We start from the raw sequence: 16,837 nt of genomic DNA, 5'->3' as shown, positions 1-16,837 counted from the left end.
TTATGAAACTTGAATTTTCGATTTATCGTTACAACCCGGATGTTGACAGCGCTCCTCGTATGCAGGATTACACGCTGGAAGCAGAAGAAGGGCGTGACATGATGTTGTTGGATGCGTTGATCCAGCTTAAAGAGCAGGACCCAACACTCTCTTTCCGTCGTTCTTGTCGTGAAGGTGTTTGTGGTTCTGACGGCCTCAACATGAATGGCAAAAATGGCCTGGCCTGTATTACGCCTGTTTCGGCTTTGCGGCGTGGTAGCAAGAAAATTGTTATTCGCCCGTTGCCCGGCTTGCCGGTTATTCGTGACTTGGTTGTCGATATGGGGCAATTCTATGCGCAATATGAGAAGATTCGCCCATATTTGCTGAATGACGGCAAAAACCCGCCGGCACGCGAACATTTGCAATCACCTGCACAAAGGGAAAAACTCGATGGTCTGTACGAGTGTATTCTGTGTGCATGTTGCTCAACTTCCTGTCCGTCATTCTGGTGGAACCCTGATAAATTTATCGGGCCTGCGGGCTTACTGGCAGCATATCGCTTCCTGATTGACAGCCGTGATACTGAAACGGCTTCACGATTAGACAAGCTGAATGATGCTTTCAGTGTTTTCCGTTGCCATAGCATCATGAATTGTGTCAGTGTGTGCCCTAAAGGGTTGAATCCAACAAAAGCTATTGGCCATATTAAGTCTATGTTACTGAAACATAGTGCATAATAGGTCCGCCCTCCGCGAGATTTTCTCTGTGGAGGGCACAAAGAATTGAAGAGTATGAGTTGCCAACTGCTAATGATGACAAAAGCTTGAGGCGAGGAACCTTTAAAAACGATGAGGCGGTTTTTAAAGGTTCCTTGAAGGGTTCCGAAACCCAAAAGAGAACATGCATAAAGCACGTCCAAATGAACCTTTTATCGATACCGTATTTAAACGGTAATAGTTAACCACGGCGAAAACTAAAGCTTTTAAAGCTTAAGGGATCACAATGCAGAACGGCGCAATGAAGGACTGGCTGGATTCAAGCTTCCTGGCTGGTTCAAACCAGTCTTACATAGAGCAGATCTATGAAGACTATATAACCGATCCACACTCCGTTGATGCAAGTTGGAGAGAGATTTTCCAACAATTGCCGAATGCGGGACTCAACGGTGAACAACTCCACTCGCAGACGCGTGATTACTTCCGCCGTCTTGCGAAAGATACTACCCGTTATCATTCCTCTGTCAGCGATCCAGCAATGGATGCAAAACAAGTTAAAGTTTTGCAGCTCATCAACGCATTCCGCTTCCGCGGCCATCAAAATGCGAACCTTGACCCGTTGGGATTATGGAAACAGGATAATGTGCCTGATTTAGATCCTGCTTTCCATAATCTGACGGAAGCTGATTTTGCAGAGACATTTAACGTAGGTTCTTTCGCAGTCGGCAAAGAGACGATGAAATTGGCTGATTTGTATGAAGCGCTGAAACGCACTTATTGCGGTTCTATTGGCGCTGAATACATGCACATCACCAATACGGAAGAAAAACGTTGGATTCAGCAGCGTCTGGAGTCTGTGACGGTCAGCTCTCAGTTTAGCGTAGAAGAAAAGCGGCGTTTTCTGGCAGAACTGACGGCAGCGGAAGGTTTGGAGCGTTATCTGGGAGCGAAGTTTCCGGGAGCGAAACGTTTCTCTCTTGAAGGTGGTGATGCGCTGATCCCAATGTTGAAGGATCTTATCCGCCATGCGGGTAAGCATGACACACGAGAAGTTGTGCTGGGGATGGCTCACCGTGGTCGCCTCAACGTCTTGGTTAATATCTTAGGTAAAAAACCGGCTGATCTATTTGATGAGTTTGCTGGTAAGCATAAAGAGCACCTTGGTACTGGTGACGTGAAATATCATCAAGGTTTCTCGTCTGACTTTGCCACCGAGGGGGCTCAGGTTCATTTGGCATTAGCATTTAACCCATCTCACCTTGAGATTGTCAGCCCTGTAGTTATTGGTTCAGTACGCGCCCGCCGTGACCGTCTGGATGAAGGCCGCAGTAATATGGTATTGCCAATCACTATCCACGGTGATGCTGCTGTTACCGGCCAGGGAGTAGTGCAGGAAACTCTGAACATGTCTCAGGCTCGTGGTTATGAGGTAGGCGGTACAATTCGTATCGTCATCAACAACCAGATCGGTTTCACAACGTCTAACCCGAAAGATGCCCGTTCAACACAATACTGTACCGATATTATCAAAATGGTACAGGCGCCGATTTTCCACGTTAATGCAGACGATCCAGAAGCGGTGGCATTTGTTACCCGTTTAGCACTGGATTTCCGTAATACCTTCAAACGTGATGTGATGATCGATCTGGTCTGTTACCGTCGTCATGGTCATAACGAAGCTGATGAGCCAAGTGCGACTCAGCCAATGATGTATCAAAAAATCAAGAAACACCCAACGCCGCGTAAAATCTATGGCGACAAGCTGGCGGCTGAGAACTTGATATCAGTCGATGATATGACCGAAATGGTTAACCTGTATCGTGATGCCCTCGACCGTGGTGATTGTGTCGTTGATGAGTGGCGCTCAATGGGGCTGCATTCATTTACTTGGGAGCCTTATCTTAATCACGAATGGGATGAAGAGTACCCACATAAAGTTGATATTAAGCGTTTGCAAGATCTGGGTAGACGTATCAGTTCCGTCCCGGAAGAAGTGACAATGCACTCCCGTGTAGCGAAAATTTATAACGACCGTGCAGAAATGGCGAACGGCGATAAATTGTTCGATTGGGGCGGCGCAGAAACATTGGCCTACGCGACTTTAGTGGATGAAGGGGTCCCGGTGCGTTTGTCTGGTGAAGATGCGGGTCGTGGTACTTTCTTCCATCGTCATGCGGTTGTTCATAATCAGGCTAACGGTTCTGTTTATGTTCCTCTGGCGAACGTTCATAACGGTCAGGGAGCATTCGATGTTTGGGATTCTGTTCTGTCTGAAGAAGCGGTATTGGCGTTTGAGTATGGCTATGCAACAACAGAACCTCGTGCTCTGACAATCTGGGAAGCTCAGTTTGGTGATTTCGCCAACGGCGCACAGGTTGTTATTGACCAATTCATTAGCTCCGGCGAGCAGAAATGGGGCCGTATGTGCGGCTTGGTTATGCTGCTGCCTCATGGCTATGAAGGGCAAGGGCCTGAACACTCTTCAGCCCGTTTGGAGCGTTATCTGCAACTGTGTGCAGAACAGAATATGCAGGTTTGTGTGCCATCAACGCCAGCTCAGGTCTACCATATGCTTCGCCGTCAGGCTTTGCGCGGTATGCGCCGTCCGTTGATCGTTATGTCGCCAAAATCACTGTTGCGTCATCCATTAGCCGTTTCCAGCCTGGATGAGCTAGCTAACGGTAAATTCCAGACGGTTATTAGTGAAATTGACGATCTTGATCCGAAAGGCGTTAAACGAGTTGTACTTTGTTCAGGTAAAGTCTACTACGACCTGTTGGAGCAACGTCGTAAAAATGAACAAACTGATGTCGCTATCGTGCGTATTGAGCAACTATATCCATTCCCTCATCAGGATGTTCAGTCAACACTGGAACAGTATGCTCATGTACATGATTTTGTCTGGTGCCAGGAAGAGCCATTAAATCAGGGGGCCTGGTATTGCAGTCAGCACAACTTCCGTGAAGTGATCCCGTTCGGGGCTTCTTTACGTTATGCAGGTCGTCCTGCGTCTGCTTCCCCGGCAGTTGGATATACGTCAGTTCACCAGCAACAACAACAAGAGCTGGTTAATGACGCACTGAACGTTGAATAAATAAAGGATATAAAATGAGTAGCGTAGATATTCTGGTTCCGGATCTGCCTGAGTCTGTTGCTGATGCCACTGTGGCAGTTTGGCACAAAAAAGAGGGTGACCGTGTTGAGCGTGATGAAGTGCTGGTTGAAATCGAAACAGATAAAGTTGTGTTGGAAGTGCCTGCCAGTGAAGCGGGTGTTTTAGAAGCCATTTTGGAAGAGAAAGACGCCACTGTTCTGTCTCGTCAGCTTCTTGGTCGTATCCGTCTGGGCGATAGCACTGGCAAGCCGGCGGAAATAAAAGAAAAGACAGAAGCAACTTTGGCGAAACGCCAGGCGGCGGGTTTAGAAGAAGAGAGCAATGATGCGCTCAGCCCGGCGGTCCGCCGTTTGATTGCAGAGCATGATCTTGATGCTACAGCGATTAAAGGCAGTGGTGTTGGTGGACGTATTGTCCGTGAAGACGTGGAAAAATACATGGCTGATAACGAAAAAGCGGCTAGCAAGTCTGTAGAAGCCCCTGTTTCTGCCCAGGATTCTCTGTTGCCGCACCGCAGTGAAAAACGTGTTCCAATGACTCGCCTGCGTAAGCGTGTGGCTGAACGTCTGCTGGAAGCGAAAAACAACACGGCGATGTTGACAACATTTAACGAAGTTAACATGAAGCCGATTCAAGACATGCGTAAGCAGTACGGCGAGGCGTTTGAAAAACGCCACGGTGTGCGTCTGGGTTTTATGTCTTTCTATGTGAAAGCCGTGGTTGAAGCACTGAAACGCTATCCAGAAGTGAATGCTTCTATTGATGGTACTGATGTGGTTTACCACAACTATTTCGACATCAGTATTGCGGTATCGACACCGCGTGGCCTGGTAACGCCAGTCCTGCGTGATGCCGATGCGTTGAGCATGGCTGATCTCGAAAAACGCATTAAAGAGCTGGCTATCAAAGGCCGCGACGGCAAATTGACCGTTGAAGAGCTGACGGGTGGTAACTTTACCATTACTAATGGCGGTGTATTCGGCTCCTTAATGTCTACGCCAATCATTAACCCACCACAGAGTGCGATTCTTGGTATGCATGCCATCAAAGATCGCCCAATGGCGGTTAATGGTCAGGTGGAGATCCTTCCAATGATGTACCTGGCGCTGTCTTATGACCATCGTCTGATTGACGGGCGTGAGTCTGTAGGCTTCTTGGTGACCATCAAAGAAATGCTGGAAGATCCTGCACGTTTGCTGCTGGACGTATAGCAACATAATCAGGGCAGATACGCGCTAATATCTGCCCAGTCTGAAGTAAACAAATGTATATGTACAGCCAGTCTTTGGACTGGCTATATCCAAAGCAACAAAAAAATCAGAGAGCAACTTACTTATTTTTGCTCTTCTCAGACTTAATTATGGATAGAACATCATGAATTTACACGAGTATCAGGCAAAACAGCTTTTTGCACGGTATGGTTTACCCGCTCCGGCTGGTTACGCCTGCACGACACCGCGTGAAGCAGAAGAAGCTGCATCTAAAATCGGCTCTGGCCCTTGGGTGGTGAAATGCCAGGTTCATGCTGGCGGTCGCGGTAAAGCGGGCGGCGTGAAAGTGGTTAACAGTAAAGAAGAAATTCGCGCTTTCGCAGAGCAGTGGCTAGGCAAACGTTTGGTTACTTACCAGACAGATGCGCAAGGGCAGCCTGTTCGTCAGATTTTAGTGGAAGGGGCAACTGATATTGCGAAGGAGCTGTATCTCGGCGCTGTGGTTGATCGTGGTACACGTCGTGTAGTGTTCATGGCTTCTACTGAAGGTGGTGTTGAAATTGAAAAAGTTGCGGAAGAGACTCCGGAACTGATCCATAAGGCGATTATCGACCCGTTGATTGGTCCTATGTCTTATCAGGGGCGTGAACTGGCATTTAAACTGGGTTTAACCGGTAAACAAGTCAGCCAGTTCACTAAAATTTTCTTGGGGTTGGCAAATCTGTTCCTGGAGCGCGATCTGGCGCTGGTTGAAATTAACCCACTGGTTATTACTACTCAAGGTGATTTGATTTGTCTGGATGGCAAACTGGGCGCTGATGGTAACGCACTGTTCCGTCAGGCTGAATTGCGTGAAATGCATGACCCATCTCAGGAAGATCCCCGTGAAGCTCAGGCGGCACAGTGGGAGCTGAACTATGTCGCGCTGGATGGCAATATTGGTTGCATGGTAAACGGTGCAGGTTTGGCAATGGGAACGATGGATATCGTTAAATTGCATGGCGGCGCGCCAGCTAACTTCCTTGATGTGGGTGGTGGCGCAACCAAAGAGCGTGTGACAGAAGCGTTTAAAATTATCCTGTCAGATGAAAATGTGAAAGCGGTATTGGTTAACATCTTTGGTGGTATTGTTCGTTGTGACCTGATTGCTGACGGTATTATTGGCGCAGTGGAAGAAGTCGGGGTTCACGTACCGGTTGTTGTTCGTTTGGAAGGGAACAATGCTGATCTGGGCGCGAAAAAATTGGCTGACAGTGGTTTAAATATCATTGCCGCAACCAGCTTGACAGATGCAGCTAAGCAAGCAGTAGCAGCAGTGGGGGCAAATAAATAATGTCTATTTTAATTGATAAAAATACCAAAGTTATTTGTCAGGGTTTCACTGGCAGCCAAGGTACTTTCCATTCAGAACAAGCGATTGCTTACGGTACTCAAATGGTTGGTGGGGTAACGCCGGGTAAGGGCGGTACTGAGCATCTGGGATTACCTGTTTTCAATACCGTTCGTGAAGCGGTAGAAGCAACAGGGGCAACGGCTTCTGTTATCTATGTTCCCGCGCCATTCTGTAAAGATTCTATTCTGGAAGCGATCGACGCAGGAATTAAACTGATCATCACCATTACTGAAGGCATCCCGACGCTGGATATGCTGGCGGTTAAAGTGAAACTGGATGAAGCGGGTGTGCGTATGATTGGCCCTAACTGTCCGGGAGTCATTACGCCAGATGAATGTAAGATTGGTATTATGCCGGGACACATTCATCAAGCAGGTAAAGTTGGCATCGTTTCCCGCTCAGGAACGCTGACTTATGAAGCGGTAAAACAGACAACGGATGCTGGTTTAGGGCAATCTACTTGTGTTGGTATCGGTGGTGACCCAATTCCAGGTTCTAACTTCATTGATATTCTGAAACTGTTCCAGGAAGATCCGCAAACAGAAGCCATCGTAATGATTGGTGAAATTGGTGGAACAGCGGAAGAAGAAGCGGCGGCTTATATTAAACAGCACGTCACTAAGCCGGTTGTTGCCTATATTGCCGGTGTAACCGCACCAAAAGGTAAGCGTATGGGGCATGCTGGCGCCATCATCGCAGGCGGTAAAGGAACGGCGGACGAAAAATTCGCTGCTCTGGAGTCGGCGGGTGTGAAGACAGTTCGCAGCCTGGCGGATATCGGTGATGCAGTAAAAGATTTACTTGCTGGCAAGTAAAGTCCAATAAATAATTCTTATCTATTAGGCCGCTGTAAAGTGGCCTTTTTATTTGTATAGACAGTATTCACCGCGATTAAATTCATTAAATCCTTATTTTCAATTTGTTATTCTCCAATTAAATTAAACTGAATTTCATTAATGCTATTTATTAAAATGAAATTTAATTAGAGGAAAAGTTAATAATAATATTTTCTTAAGGATGAAAATAACAAGTTAATTTTAAAAGTCATTTTACATCAATATAGAAATCAATATTTATCTAAATAAACAAATAATTAACAATATATCAACCAAAATGAAATAATGGACAAAGTAATTAACACTAATCAGAAAAAGATACCTAAAATCAAGTTATTACTATGGCATTATTGCTTTAATTTGCTTAAATTGACTTTGATCAAATTAATTCCCATTAAACAATAACCGCAATTCTTGATCTATATTCAGAATTCTAATCTGAATCACGTAAAACCTATTTATTGTATGGGAATATAAGCGTACTATACTATTAGTCTAATTAGTTTTTAATTTACTTGGTTATGAGTTGTTATTTTAAAGGCATTTATTGCTGGTAGTTATGAGGCTTCTGCATGAGTGCTTTGCGAAAAGCGCTTATATGAAGTCAGGTTGCCGCAAGTCGGTGTCTTCCTGCTAGGAGCAAGGAGTCAAGATGTTTGATATTGTCGAACTGTCACGATTACAGTTTGCCTTAACCGCGATGTATCACTTCCTATTCGTTCCGCTAACGCTGGGTATGGCGTTTTTGCTGGCGATCATGGAAACGGTATATGTGCTCTCCGGTAAACAGATTTATAAAGATATGACAAAATTCTGGGGCAAGTTATTTGGTATTAACTTTGCTCTGGGGGTTGCAACAGGGCTGACTATGGAGTTCCAGTTTGGGACTAACTGGTCATATTTCTCTCACTACGTCGGTGACATTTTCGGTGCGCCTCTGGCGATTGAAGGGCTGATGGCGTTCTTCCTGGAATCTACATTCGTAGGCTTGTTCTTCTTCGGTTGGGATCGTCTCAGTAAGACGCAACATCTGGCGGTAACTTGGTTAGTCGCATTAGGATCTAACTTCTCTGCACTTTGGATTCTGATTGCTAACGGTTGGATGCAAAACCCGATTGCTTCTGATTTCAACTTTGAAACCATGCGTATGGAGATGGTCAGTTTCTCTGAACTGGTGCTGAACCCGGTTGCTCAGGTGAAATTTGTTCATACCGTTGCAGCGGGTTATGTGACCGGGGCGATCTTCGTTCTCGGTATCAGCTCTTACTACCTGCTTAAAGGCCGTGATATTCCATTTGCTAAGCGTTCATTTGCGATTGCTTCAAGCTTTGGTATCGCGGCTGTACTGTCTGTTATTGTATTGGGTGATGAATCTGGTTACGAAATGGGCGACGTACAGAAGACTAAGCTGGCCGCCATCGAAGCTGAATGGGAAACCCAACCACCGCCGGCAGCTTTTACACTGATAGGTATCCCGGATCAGGATAAAATGGAAAACAAATATGCCATTCAGATCCCTTATCTTATGGGGCTGATTGCTACCCGTTCTGTTGATACTCCGGTCATTGGTCTGCGTGATTTGATGGACCAGCACGAGCAGCGTATTCGTAATGGTATAAAGGCTTATCACTTGTTGGAAGAATTGCGTGCAGGTAACACCGACCCGACTGTTCGTATTGCATTCAATGAGAATAAACAAGATCTGGGTTATGGCATGTTGCTGAAACGTTATACCAGCAAAGTGACTGATGCCAGTGAAGAACAAATCAAAGCGGCTGCAAAAGATTCCATTCCTCGTGTTGCGCCGCTCTATTTTGCATTCCGTATCATGGTTGCGGCAGGTTTCCTGATGTTACTGTTGATTGGTCTGGCGTTTTGGAGTGTTATCCGTGGCCGCATTGGTAAACAAAAATGGTTACTGCGCGCCGCCCTGTACAGTATTCCATTGCCGTGGATTGCCATAGAATCAGGCTGGTTTGTGGCGGAATATGGTCGTCAACCGTGGGCAATTGGTGAAGTTCTGCCAACTGCGGTGGCGAGTTCCAATTTAACTGCCGGCGATATCTTGTTCTCTATGGCGCTGATTTGCGGCCTTTATACCTTATTCCTGATTGCGGAAATGTTTTTGATGTTCAAATTTGCCCGCCTTGGCCCAAGTAGCCTGAAAACGGGTCGTTACCATTTTGAACAGAAAACAATTTCAGCACCTGATGCTCAGTAAACAGGAGTCCACGTATGTTTGATTATGAAGTACTACGATTTATATGGTGGCTACTGATTGGTGTGTTGCTGATCGGTTTCGCGGTAACTGATGGTTTTGATATGGGAGTTGGTATCCTGTTACGTATCATCGGCAAAAACGATACTGAACGTCGCATCATGATTAACTCAGTGGCGCCGCACTGGGATGGTAACCAGGTTTGGTTGATTACCGCTGGTGGAGCGCTGTTCGCCGCATGGCCGATGGTCTATGCTGCGGCGTTCTCTGGCTTCTATGTTGCTATGATCTTGGTGTTATCTGCATTGTTCTTCCGTCCGGTTGGTTTTGATTACCGCTCCAAACTGGAAGACCGCAAGTGGCGTAACATGTGGGATTGGGGAATATTTATCGGTAGCTTTGTTCCGCCATTAGTTATCGGTGTGGCATTCGGTAATCTATTACAGGGGGTGCCGTTTAACGTTGATTCTCAACTCCGCCTGTTCTACACCGGCTCCTTCTTTGGATTACTCAACCCGTATGGTTTACTGGCGGGGGTGATCAGCTTGATGATGATTGTGACTCAGGGGGCAACTTATCTGCAAATGCGTACTACGGGTGAACTGCGTCTGCGTTCTCGTACCGCAACTTATCTTTGTGCGCTGGTGACAATGGCGGCTTTCTTGCTGGCAGGCGTATGGCTGATTTATGGTATTGATGGTTATGTTGTGACTGGCGGCTTAGATACAATGGCTCAGTCTAACCCATTACATAAAGAAGTTGCTCATCAGGCGGGTGCTTGGCTGACTAACTTTAACAATTATCCGTGGTTGTGGGCGCTACCGGCACTGGGTGTGGCTTCGCCTATGCTGACGATGCTGATGACCCGTATGAATAAAGCTGGATGGGCATTCCTGTTCTCTTCACTGACAATGGCTGGCATCATTCTGGCCTGTGGTGTAACGATGTTCCCATTTGTGATGCCTTCAATCACTGATCCTAATGTCAGTTTGACGATGTGGGATGCTACTTCAAGCCTGATGACGCTGCGTGTCATGTCTGTAGTTGCATTGATTTTTGTCCCAATTGTTCTGGGATATACCATTTGGTGTTACTACAAAATGTTTGGGCGTTTGGATAAAAGTTTTATTGAAGATAATAAACATTCACTGTACTAAGGAACATAAAGCATGTGGTATTTTGCTTGGATTCTCGGAACGCTCTTGGCTTGTAGTTTCGCTATAATCGCTGCCTTAGCTTTTGAGCATAATGAAGAAGAAAAAGCCGCTGAAAATGGCGAAAAATCGTGTTGATAGATAAAGGCCCTGTTCGGGGCCTTATTCTTATCGCGGCATTAATGTTTGCTGCTTGTGTATTCTGGGACCCTGCTCGTTTTGCGGCTAACACCAGTTCATTGCAGATATGGCAAGGTATTTTGCTAATATGGGCTGTATGCACAGGTGTGATTTTTGGGGTGGGTTTCCAGCCAAGAAATAGCGTCTGGCGCATTTTTTTCTCCCCTTTGCTGGCATTCTTGATTTTGATTTGGGGTTTGTATCATTTCTTTATGAGTTAATTCTGTATGTTATAGGGCCTCTAACCCATAAATTTTTTATTTGCACATTATTCCAAAGCCGCATTGTCTTGAGTATAGTGGCAGCGTTAATTCGCCTTATGTAGGATTGAAAGTGAGTAATACGTTGTTCCGGTGGCCCATTCGTATTTATTACGAAGATACAGATACGAGTGGGATAGTTTATAACGGTCGTTATGTCGTCTTTTATGAAAGAGCGCGTACTGAGATGTTACGTCAGCATGGAATTCATCAACAGCGTTTACTTGATGAACAAATTGCCTTTGTTGTTCGGCGTATGGTGGTTGATTACCGTGCCGCGGCCCGGCTTGATGATATGTTGGAGGTGCAGAGTGAAATTACGGATATTCGCAGAGCGTCTTTGACATTTATTCAACGCATTGTTGATGATAATGGAGTAATTCTTAACAGCGCAGAAGTGTTAATCGCCTGCGTGAATACATCTCAAATGAAGCCGATTGCGCTTCCAAAGTCTATTGTCGCGGAGTTTAAGCAGTGACTGACATGAACATTCTAGATTTATTCCTGAAGGCGGGCCTTTTGGTGCAGCTGATCATGCTTATTTTGATCTGCTTTTCCGTTGCTTCATGGGCGATCATTATTCAACGGACCAAAATTCTCAATGCAGCAACCCGAGAAGCGGAAGCGTTTGAAGATAAATTCTGGTCGGGTATTGAATTATCACGCTTATATAAGGAAAGTCAGTCGCGTCGAGATTCTTTAGGTGGAACAGAACAAATTTTTTATTCTGGGTTCAAAGAATTTGCCCGTCTGCGTCATGCAAATAATCATGCGCCAGAAGCGGTGGTAACAGGGGCTTCACGTGCAATGCGTATCTCAATGAATCGTGAATTGGAATCGTTGGAAAGCCATATTCCATTCCTGGGTACAGTTGGCTCAATTAGCCCGTATATTGGTCTATTTGGTACGGTCTGGGGAATTATGCATGCATTTATCGCGTTAGGTGCGGTAAAACAGGCTACTCTCCAGATGGTGGCGCCGGGTATTGCAGAAGCGTTAATTGCAACGGCGATTGGTCTGTTTGCGGCGATTCCGGCAGTTATGGCATACAACCGCCTGAATCAGCGTGTTAATAAGCTAGAGCAAAATTACGATAACTTTATGGAAGAGTTTCTGGCTATTTTGCATCGTCAGGCTTTCGCTGCTGAAAATAAAGCAGAGAACAAATAGTAAGGGGAGAGGCTATGGCACGCACTCGTAGTCGCAAGCGTGAGCTGAAATCCGAAATCAATATCGTTCCCTTACTGGACGTATTGCTGGTTCTGTTGCTTATCTTTATGGCAACAGCGCCGATTATCACTCAAAGCGTAGAAGTTGATCTGCCGGATGCGGTAGATTCTAAAACGGTTTCCAGCTCCGATAATCCACCGGTAATCGTGGAGGTTTCTGGTGTTGGTCAATACACCATGATAGTTAACCATGAACGGTTGGAGTTACTGCCTGAACCGCAGATTATTGCGGAAGCTCAGGCACGAATAAAAGAGAATCCAAAAACCGTTTTCTTGATCGGTGGTTCGAAGGAAGTGCCTTATGATGAGATTATTAAGGCACTTAACATGCTGCATCGGGCAGGTGTGAAATCCGTTGGTTTAATGACTCAGCCTATCTGAGTTTGGCCGGCAGTTGCTGTTATTTGAAGATCTTGGATATCGAGCGTGGGAAAGACAAACGGGCAAAACAATAAATTAAATCGCGCTGTTATCGTTTCGGTTGTGTTGCATATTATTTTGATCGGGTTACTTATTTGGGGTTCCCTGACACGAAAAACTGAAATGGGTGGCGGTGGTCAGGATGGTTCTGTTATTGATGCTGTTATGGTCGATCCGAATGCGGTAGTACAACAGTACAACCAACAGCAACAACAACAGGCTGATGCTAAGCGTGCAGAGCAGTTACGAAAGAAAAAAGCGGAACAGCAGGCCGCTGAATTAAGGGAAAAACAGGCTGAAGAGCAGGAGCGTTTAAAAGCGGTAGAAGAAGAACGAATTAAGGCGCAACAGGTAGCGGAAGAACAGAAAAAGCAAGCTTTAGAAGCCGCAAACAAAGCCCGCGAAGAGCAAAAACAGGCAGAAGAAGCGGCGGCAAAGGCTAAGGCTGAAAAAGAAAAACTGATTAAAGAGCAGGCAGAGGCACAGAAGAAAGCCGAAGCTGAAGCTAAGAAAGAAGCTGAAGCCGCTGCTGCTAAACAAAAAGCCGCGGAAGAAGCAAAAGCTCAAGCAGAAGCTGAGGCTAAAGCGAAAGCTAAAGTTGAAGCGGATGCTAAAGCCAAAGCTGAGGCAGATGCAAAGGCTAAAGCCAAGGCCGAAGCTGACGCCAAGAAAAAAGCTGCTGAGCAAGCCACTAAACAGGCAAGTGAAGTTGATGATTTACTGGGTGGTTTAACTTCCAACGCACCTAAACAGCAAGGAGGAGCTTCTGCCGCGGGTAAAGGCGGCGGCAAGAAAAGCGGTGCTTCGAATGCTGACATTAATAACTATCTGGGACAGATCCAGATAGCGATACAGAATAAGTTTTATGATCCAAGCATGTATCGTGGGCGTACCTGTATATTGCGGATTAAGCTTGCTCCTGATGGCTTGCTAATTGATGTAAAACCAGAAGGGGGGGATCAGGCGTTGTGCCAAGCAGCGGTAGCGGCGGCTAAACAAGCGAAAATTCCGAAACCGCCAAGCAAGGAGGTTTATGAAGCGTTTAAAAATGCTTCGCTGGAGTTCAAACCTCAATAAAGTTGTCATTTAGAAGTTATTAATAACAAACAAAACCATTCTATACCCAATGGATTTCAAGATGCATCGCGACGGCAAAGGAGCGAATCCCCGGGAGCATAGATAACTATGCGACCGGGGTGAGTGAGTGCAGCCAACAAAGAGGCAACTTGAAAGATGACGGGTATATATTATTAAGCTATCTGGTTTTGTTTGTTGACGTTTGTTAATATTCTGCGAATTATTGCGACTATTCCATCGTGATAAGGGAGAGATTAATGAGGCAGGCTTTTAAAGTAGTGCTAGGCATTTTAATGTTGTGGGCCACGGTTGTTCAGGCAGAAGTTCGTATTGAGATCACCCAAGGTGTTGATTCTGCGCGTCCTATTGGCGTTGTGCCATTTAAATGGACTGGCGCGGGCAATGCGCCAGAAGAGATTGGGGCGATCGTTGGGGCCGATCTTCGCAACAGCGGTAAGTTTAACCCTATTGATGCTAGCCGTATGCCACAGCAACCAACGACGGCATCTGAGGTGACACCGGCTGCATGGTCGGCGTTGGGAATTGATGCTGTTGTTGTTGGGCAGATCCAACCAAGTGCGGATGGTGGTTTTTTAATCTCTTATCAATTGGTTGATACTGCGAGTGCTCCGGGTACAGTGCTTGTTCAGGATCAATTTAAAGTGACCAAACAGTGGTTGCGTTATGCTGCGCATACAGCCAGTGATCAAGTATTTGAAAAACTGACGGGCATCAAAGGGGCATTCCGTACTCGTCTGGCTTATATCGTCAAGACTAATGGCGGTAAATATCCGTATGAATTGCGTGTATCTGATTACGATGGTTACAACCAGTTCACTGTTCACCGTTCGCCGGAACCGTTGATGTCGCCGGCCTGGTCTCCTGATGGCGCCAAACTGGCTTATGTGACATTTGAAAGTGGCCGTTCTGCCTTGGTTATCCAGACTTTGGCGAGTGGCGAGGTACGTCAGGTTGCTTCCTTCCCGCGTCATAACGGTGCGCCTGCATTTTCCCCAGATGGCAGCAAATTGGCATTTGCTCTGTCTAAATCGGGTAGTTTGAATCTTTACGTGATGGATTTGAGTTCAGCTCAGATTCGTCAGGTGACAGATGGCCGCAGTAACAATACTGAGCCAAGTTGGATGCCGGATAACCAGACTTTGGTTTATACCTCTGATCAGGGTGGTCGTCCACAGTTATATAAAATCGATATTAATGGCGGTGCTCCGCAACGGCTCACTTGGGAAGGCACACAAAACCAGGATGCTGATGTAAGTGCGGATGGTAATTTTGTGGTGATGGTCAGCTCAGAGAGTGGTAAGCAGCACATTGCTAAACAAGATCTGGCAACGGGAGCCGTTCAAACTTTGACGGATACGTTCCTGGATGAAACGCCGAGTATCGCACCTAACGGCACTATGGTGATTTATAGCTCCACTCAAGGGTTGGGGACTGTATTGCAGCTAGTTTCGACTGACGGGCGTTTCAAAGCGCGTCTTCCGGCAACCGATGGACAGGTAAAATTTCCTGCCTGGTCGCCGTATCTGTGATGCATAATAAAATAATATGTATGGCAAATTTTAAAAGGATCAAAGAGATGCAACTGAACAAAGTGCTAAAAGGGCTGATGTTAGCTTTACCAGTTATGGCCGTAGCAGCGTGTAGTTCTAACAAGAATGCTGATAACGATCAGACTGGTGTCGGCACTGTTAACGAAACTAATGCGGGTCTGTCAGCAGAGGAATTAGCTCGTCAGCAAATGCAAGAGCTACAAAACAACAATATCGTATATTTCGGTTTTGACAAATACGATATTGGCTCAGATTTTACTCAGCTGCTAGACGCTCATGCGGCATTCCTGCGCAGCAACCCATCTTATAAAGTTGTTGTAGAAGGTCATGCTGACGAACGTGGTACTCCTGAGTACAACATCGCATTAGGTGAACGCCGTGCTAATGCAGTGAAAATGTACCTGCAAGGCAAAGGTGTTTCCGGTGAGCAAATCTCTATCGTCTCTTACGGTAAAGAGAAACCTGCTGTACTGGGTCACGACGAAGCAGCTTATGGCAAAAACCGTCGCGCAGTACTGGCATACTAAGAGTAGTTCATGAACAGTAACTTCAGACATCATTTTTTGGGTCTGTCGTTATTGGTTGGCGTAGCGGTTCCTTGGGCCGCTATTGCCCAAGCGCCAATCAGTAATGTCGGATCGGGTTCTACCGATGAGCGCCTTACCCAATTAGAGCGTATTTCCAATGCTCACAGTCAGCTATTAACGCAGCTCCAGCAACAACTTGCTGATTCTCAACGTGATATTGACATGCTTCGAGGGCAGATTCAGGAGAATCAGTATCAGCTCAATCAGATTATAGAGCGGCAGAAGGATATTTATCAGCAACTGGAAGGAGCTACCAGTTCTGAGGGGAGTAAGCCTACTGCAAATACAGCTTCTTCAACGGCAAGTACAAGTAATAGTGGCAATCAGGCATCATCATCTATTGGTACGGGCAGCGAGAAGGGTGATTATGACGCTGCTGTTCATTTGGCGGTGAATACCAAAGAGTATGATAAAGCGATTGTAGCCTTTCAGAGTTTTGTGAAGAGTTACCCGAAATCGAGTTATGTGCCTAATGCTAATTACTGGTTAGGACAGCTTCACTATAACAAGGGTAAGAAAGACGAAGCCGCTTATTACTTTGCTACGGTAGTAAAAGAGTATCCTAAGTCGCAGAAGAGTGGCGAATCGCTTTATAAAGTTGGTTTAATCATGCAGGACAAGGGCCAGAAGGATAAAGCGAGATCTGTTTATCAGCAAGTCATGAAACAATACCCAGGTTCGAATGCAGCTAAACTGGCAGAGAAAAAGCTTTCTACTCTATAACTATTGGCCCCGGAAGGATGTAGTAATACATTTTCGGGGTTGATTGAGTGCTTAATAAGCATTTAAACGTAATTTCAAAAAATAATCATTGCGTAACGCGGAGAAATCAGTAATATATGCCGCCGTTGCCGAGAGAAGTCACAAGATGGGTCGTTAGCTCAGTCG

General features: G+C 46.0%; 16 protein-coding genes. All 16 read left to right on the top strand.

Annotation, left to right across the window (positions count from 1 at the left end; all coding sequences use genetic code 11):
* Positions 1-2: 2 nt before the first annotated feature.
* The 16 genes from V2H77_RS10705 to cpoB all read left to right on the top strand — a co-directional run bounded on the left by V2H77_RS10705 (position 3) and on the right by cpoB (position 16,672).
* On the top strand, positions 3-719 hold the full coding sequence (locus V2H77_RS10705) for a succinate dehydrogenase iron-sulfur subunit (RefSeq protein WP_036780842.1): 717 nt from the start codon (positions 3-5) through the stop codon (positions 717-719).
* Positions 720-984: 265 nt separating this feature from the next.
* Positions 985-3,792: a 2-oxoglutarate dehydrogenase E1 component gene (gene sucA, locus V2H77_RS10700; RefSeq protein WP_341498762.1), complete on the top strand. Its 2,808-nt coding sequence runs from the start codon at positions 985-987 to the stop codon at positions 3,790-3,792.
* Positions 3,793-3,806: 14 nt separating this feature from the next.
* Positions 3,807-5,024 carry a 2-oxoglutarate dehydrogenase complex dihydrolipoyllysine-residue succinyltransferase gene (odhB, locus tag V2H77_RS10695; protein ID WP_341498761.1) on the top strand — a complete coding sequence of 406 codons (1,218 nt, stop codon included), beginning with the start codon at positions 3,807-3,809 and terminating at the stop codon, positions 5,022-5,024.
* A gap of 163 nt (positions 5,025-5,187) precedes the next feature.
* The gene (sucC, locus tag V2H77_RS10690) at positions 5,188-6,357 is read left to right on the top strand and encodes an ADP-forming succinate--CoA ligase subunit beta (RefSeq protein ID WP_265380314.1); all 1,170 of its coding nucleotides are present in this window, start codon (positions 5,188-5,190) and stop codon (positions 6,355-6,357) included.
* A complete protein-coding gene (sucD, locus tag V2H77_RS10685) occupies positions 6,357-7,232 on the top strand; it encodes a succinate--CoA ligase subunit alpha (RefSeq protein ID WP_265380313.1) in 876 nt (291 codons plus the stop codon). Before sucC ends, sucD begins: the two co-directional genes overlap by 1 nt.
* Positions 7,233-7,905: 673 nt before the next feature.
* Positions 7,906-9,474 carry a cytochrome ubiquinol oxidase subunit I gene (gene cydA, locus V2H77_RS10680; RefSeq protein WP_139656398.1) on the top strand — a complete coding sequence of 523 codons (1,569 nt, stop codon included), beginning with the start codon at positions 7,906-7,908 and terminating at the stop codon, positions 9,472-9,474.
* A gap of 14 nt (positions 9,475-9,488) precedes the next feature.
* Positions 9,489-10,628 carry a cytochrome d ubiquinol oxidase subunit II gene (gene cydB / locus V2H77_RS10675; RefSeq protein ID WP_341498760.1) on the top strand — a complete coding sequence of 380 codons (1,140 nt, stop codon included), beginning with the start codon at positions 9,489-9,491 and terminating at the stop codon, positions 10,626-10,628.
* Positions 10,629-10,640: 12 nt separating this feature from the next.
* Complete coding sequence (cydX, locus tag V2H77_RS10670; protein ID WP_341498759.1) at positions 10,641-10,763, top strand: cytochrome bd-I oxidase subunit CydX; 123 nt, start codon at positions 10,641-10,643, stop codon at positions 10,761-10,763.
* A complete protein-coding gene (gene ybgE / locus V2H77_RS10665; RefSeq protein ID WP_341498758.1) occupies positions 10,757-11,026 on the top strand; it encodes a cyd operon protein YbgE in 270 nt (89 codons plus the stop codon). The genes cydX and ybgE overlap by 7 nt, the downstream gene beginning before the upstream one ends.
* Before the next feature lie 112 nt (positions 11,027-11,138).
* The gene (ybgC, locus tag V2H77_RS10660) at positions 11,139-11,543 is read left to right on the top strand and encodes a tol-pal system-associated acyl-CoA thioesterase (RefSeq protein WP_341498757.1); all 405 of its coding nucleotides are present in this window, start codon (positions 11,139-11,141) and stop codon (positions 11,541-11,543) included.
* Entirely contained in the window at positions 11,540-12,235 is a 696-nt protein-coding gene (tolQ, locus tag V2H77_RS10655) for a Tol-Pal system protein TolQ (RefSeq protein WP_036812848.1), read from the top strand. The genes ybgC and tolQ overlap by 4 nt, the downstream gene beginning before the upstream one ends.
* Positions 12,236-12,249: 14 nt before the next feature.
* Entirely contained in the window at positions 12,250-12,675 is a 426-nt protein-coding gene (gene tolR / locus V2H77_RS10650; RefSeq protein ID WP_049583530.1) for a colicin uptake protein TolR, read from the top strand.
* 45 nt (positions 12,676-12,720) lie between these two features.
* Complete coding sequence (tolA, locus tag V2H77_RS10645; RefSeq protein ID WP_341498756.1) at positions 12,721-13,791, top strand: cell envelope integrity protein TolA; 1,071 nt, start codon at positions 12,721-12,723, stop codon at positions 13,789-13,791.
* A gap of 257 nt (positions 13,792-14,048) precedes the next feature.
* Positions 14,049-15,341: a Tol-Pal system beta propeller repeat protein TolB gene (gene tolB, locus V2H77_RS10640; protein WP_341498755.1), complete on the top strand. Its 1,293-nt coding sequence runs from the start codon at positions 14,049-14,051 to the stop codon at positions 15,339-15,341.
* A gap of 47 nt (positions 15,342-15,388) precedes the next feature.
* Positions 15,389-15,889, top strand: a complete 501-nt coding sequence (gene pal, locus V2H77_RS10635; RefSeq protein WP_065390540.1) for a peptidoglycan-associated lipoprotein Pal — start codon at positions 15,389-15,391, stop codon at positions 15,887-15,889.
* Positions 15,890-15,898: 9 nt separating this feature from the next.
* A complete protein-coding gene (gene cpoB, locus V2H77_RS10630; protein WP_341498754.1) occupies positions 15,899-16,672 on the top strand; it encodes a cell division protein CpoB in 774 nt (257 codons plus the stop codon).
* The last annotated feature ends 165 nt before the right edge of the window (positions 16,673-16,837 follow it).

Source organism: Photorhabdus sp. P32 (assembly GCF_038085095.1).
Classification (GTDB): Bacteria; Pseudomonadota; Gammaproteobacteria; order Enterobacterales; family Enterobacteriaceae; genus Photorhabdus; species Photorhabdus luminescens.
This window is presented reverse-complemented; position numbering and strand designations above follow the sequence as displayed.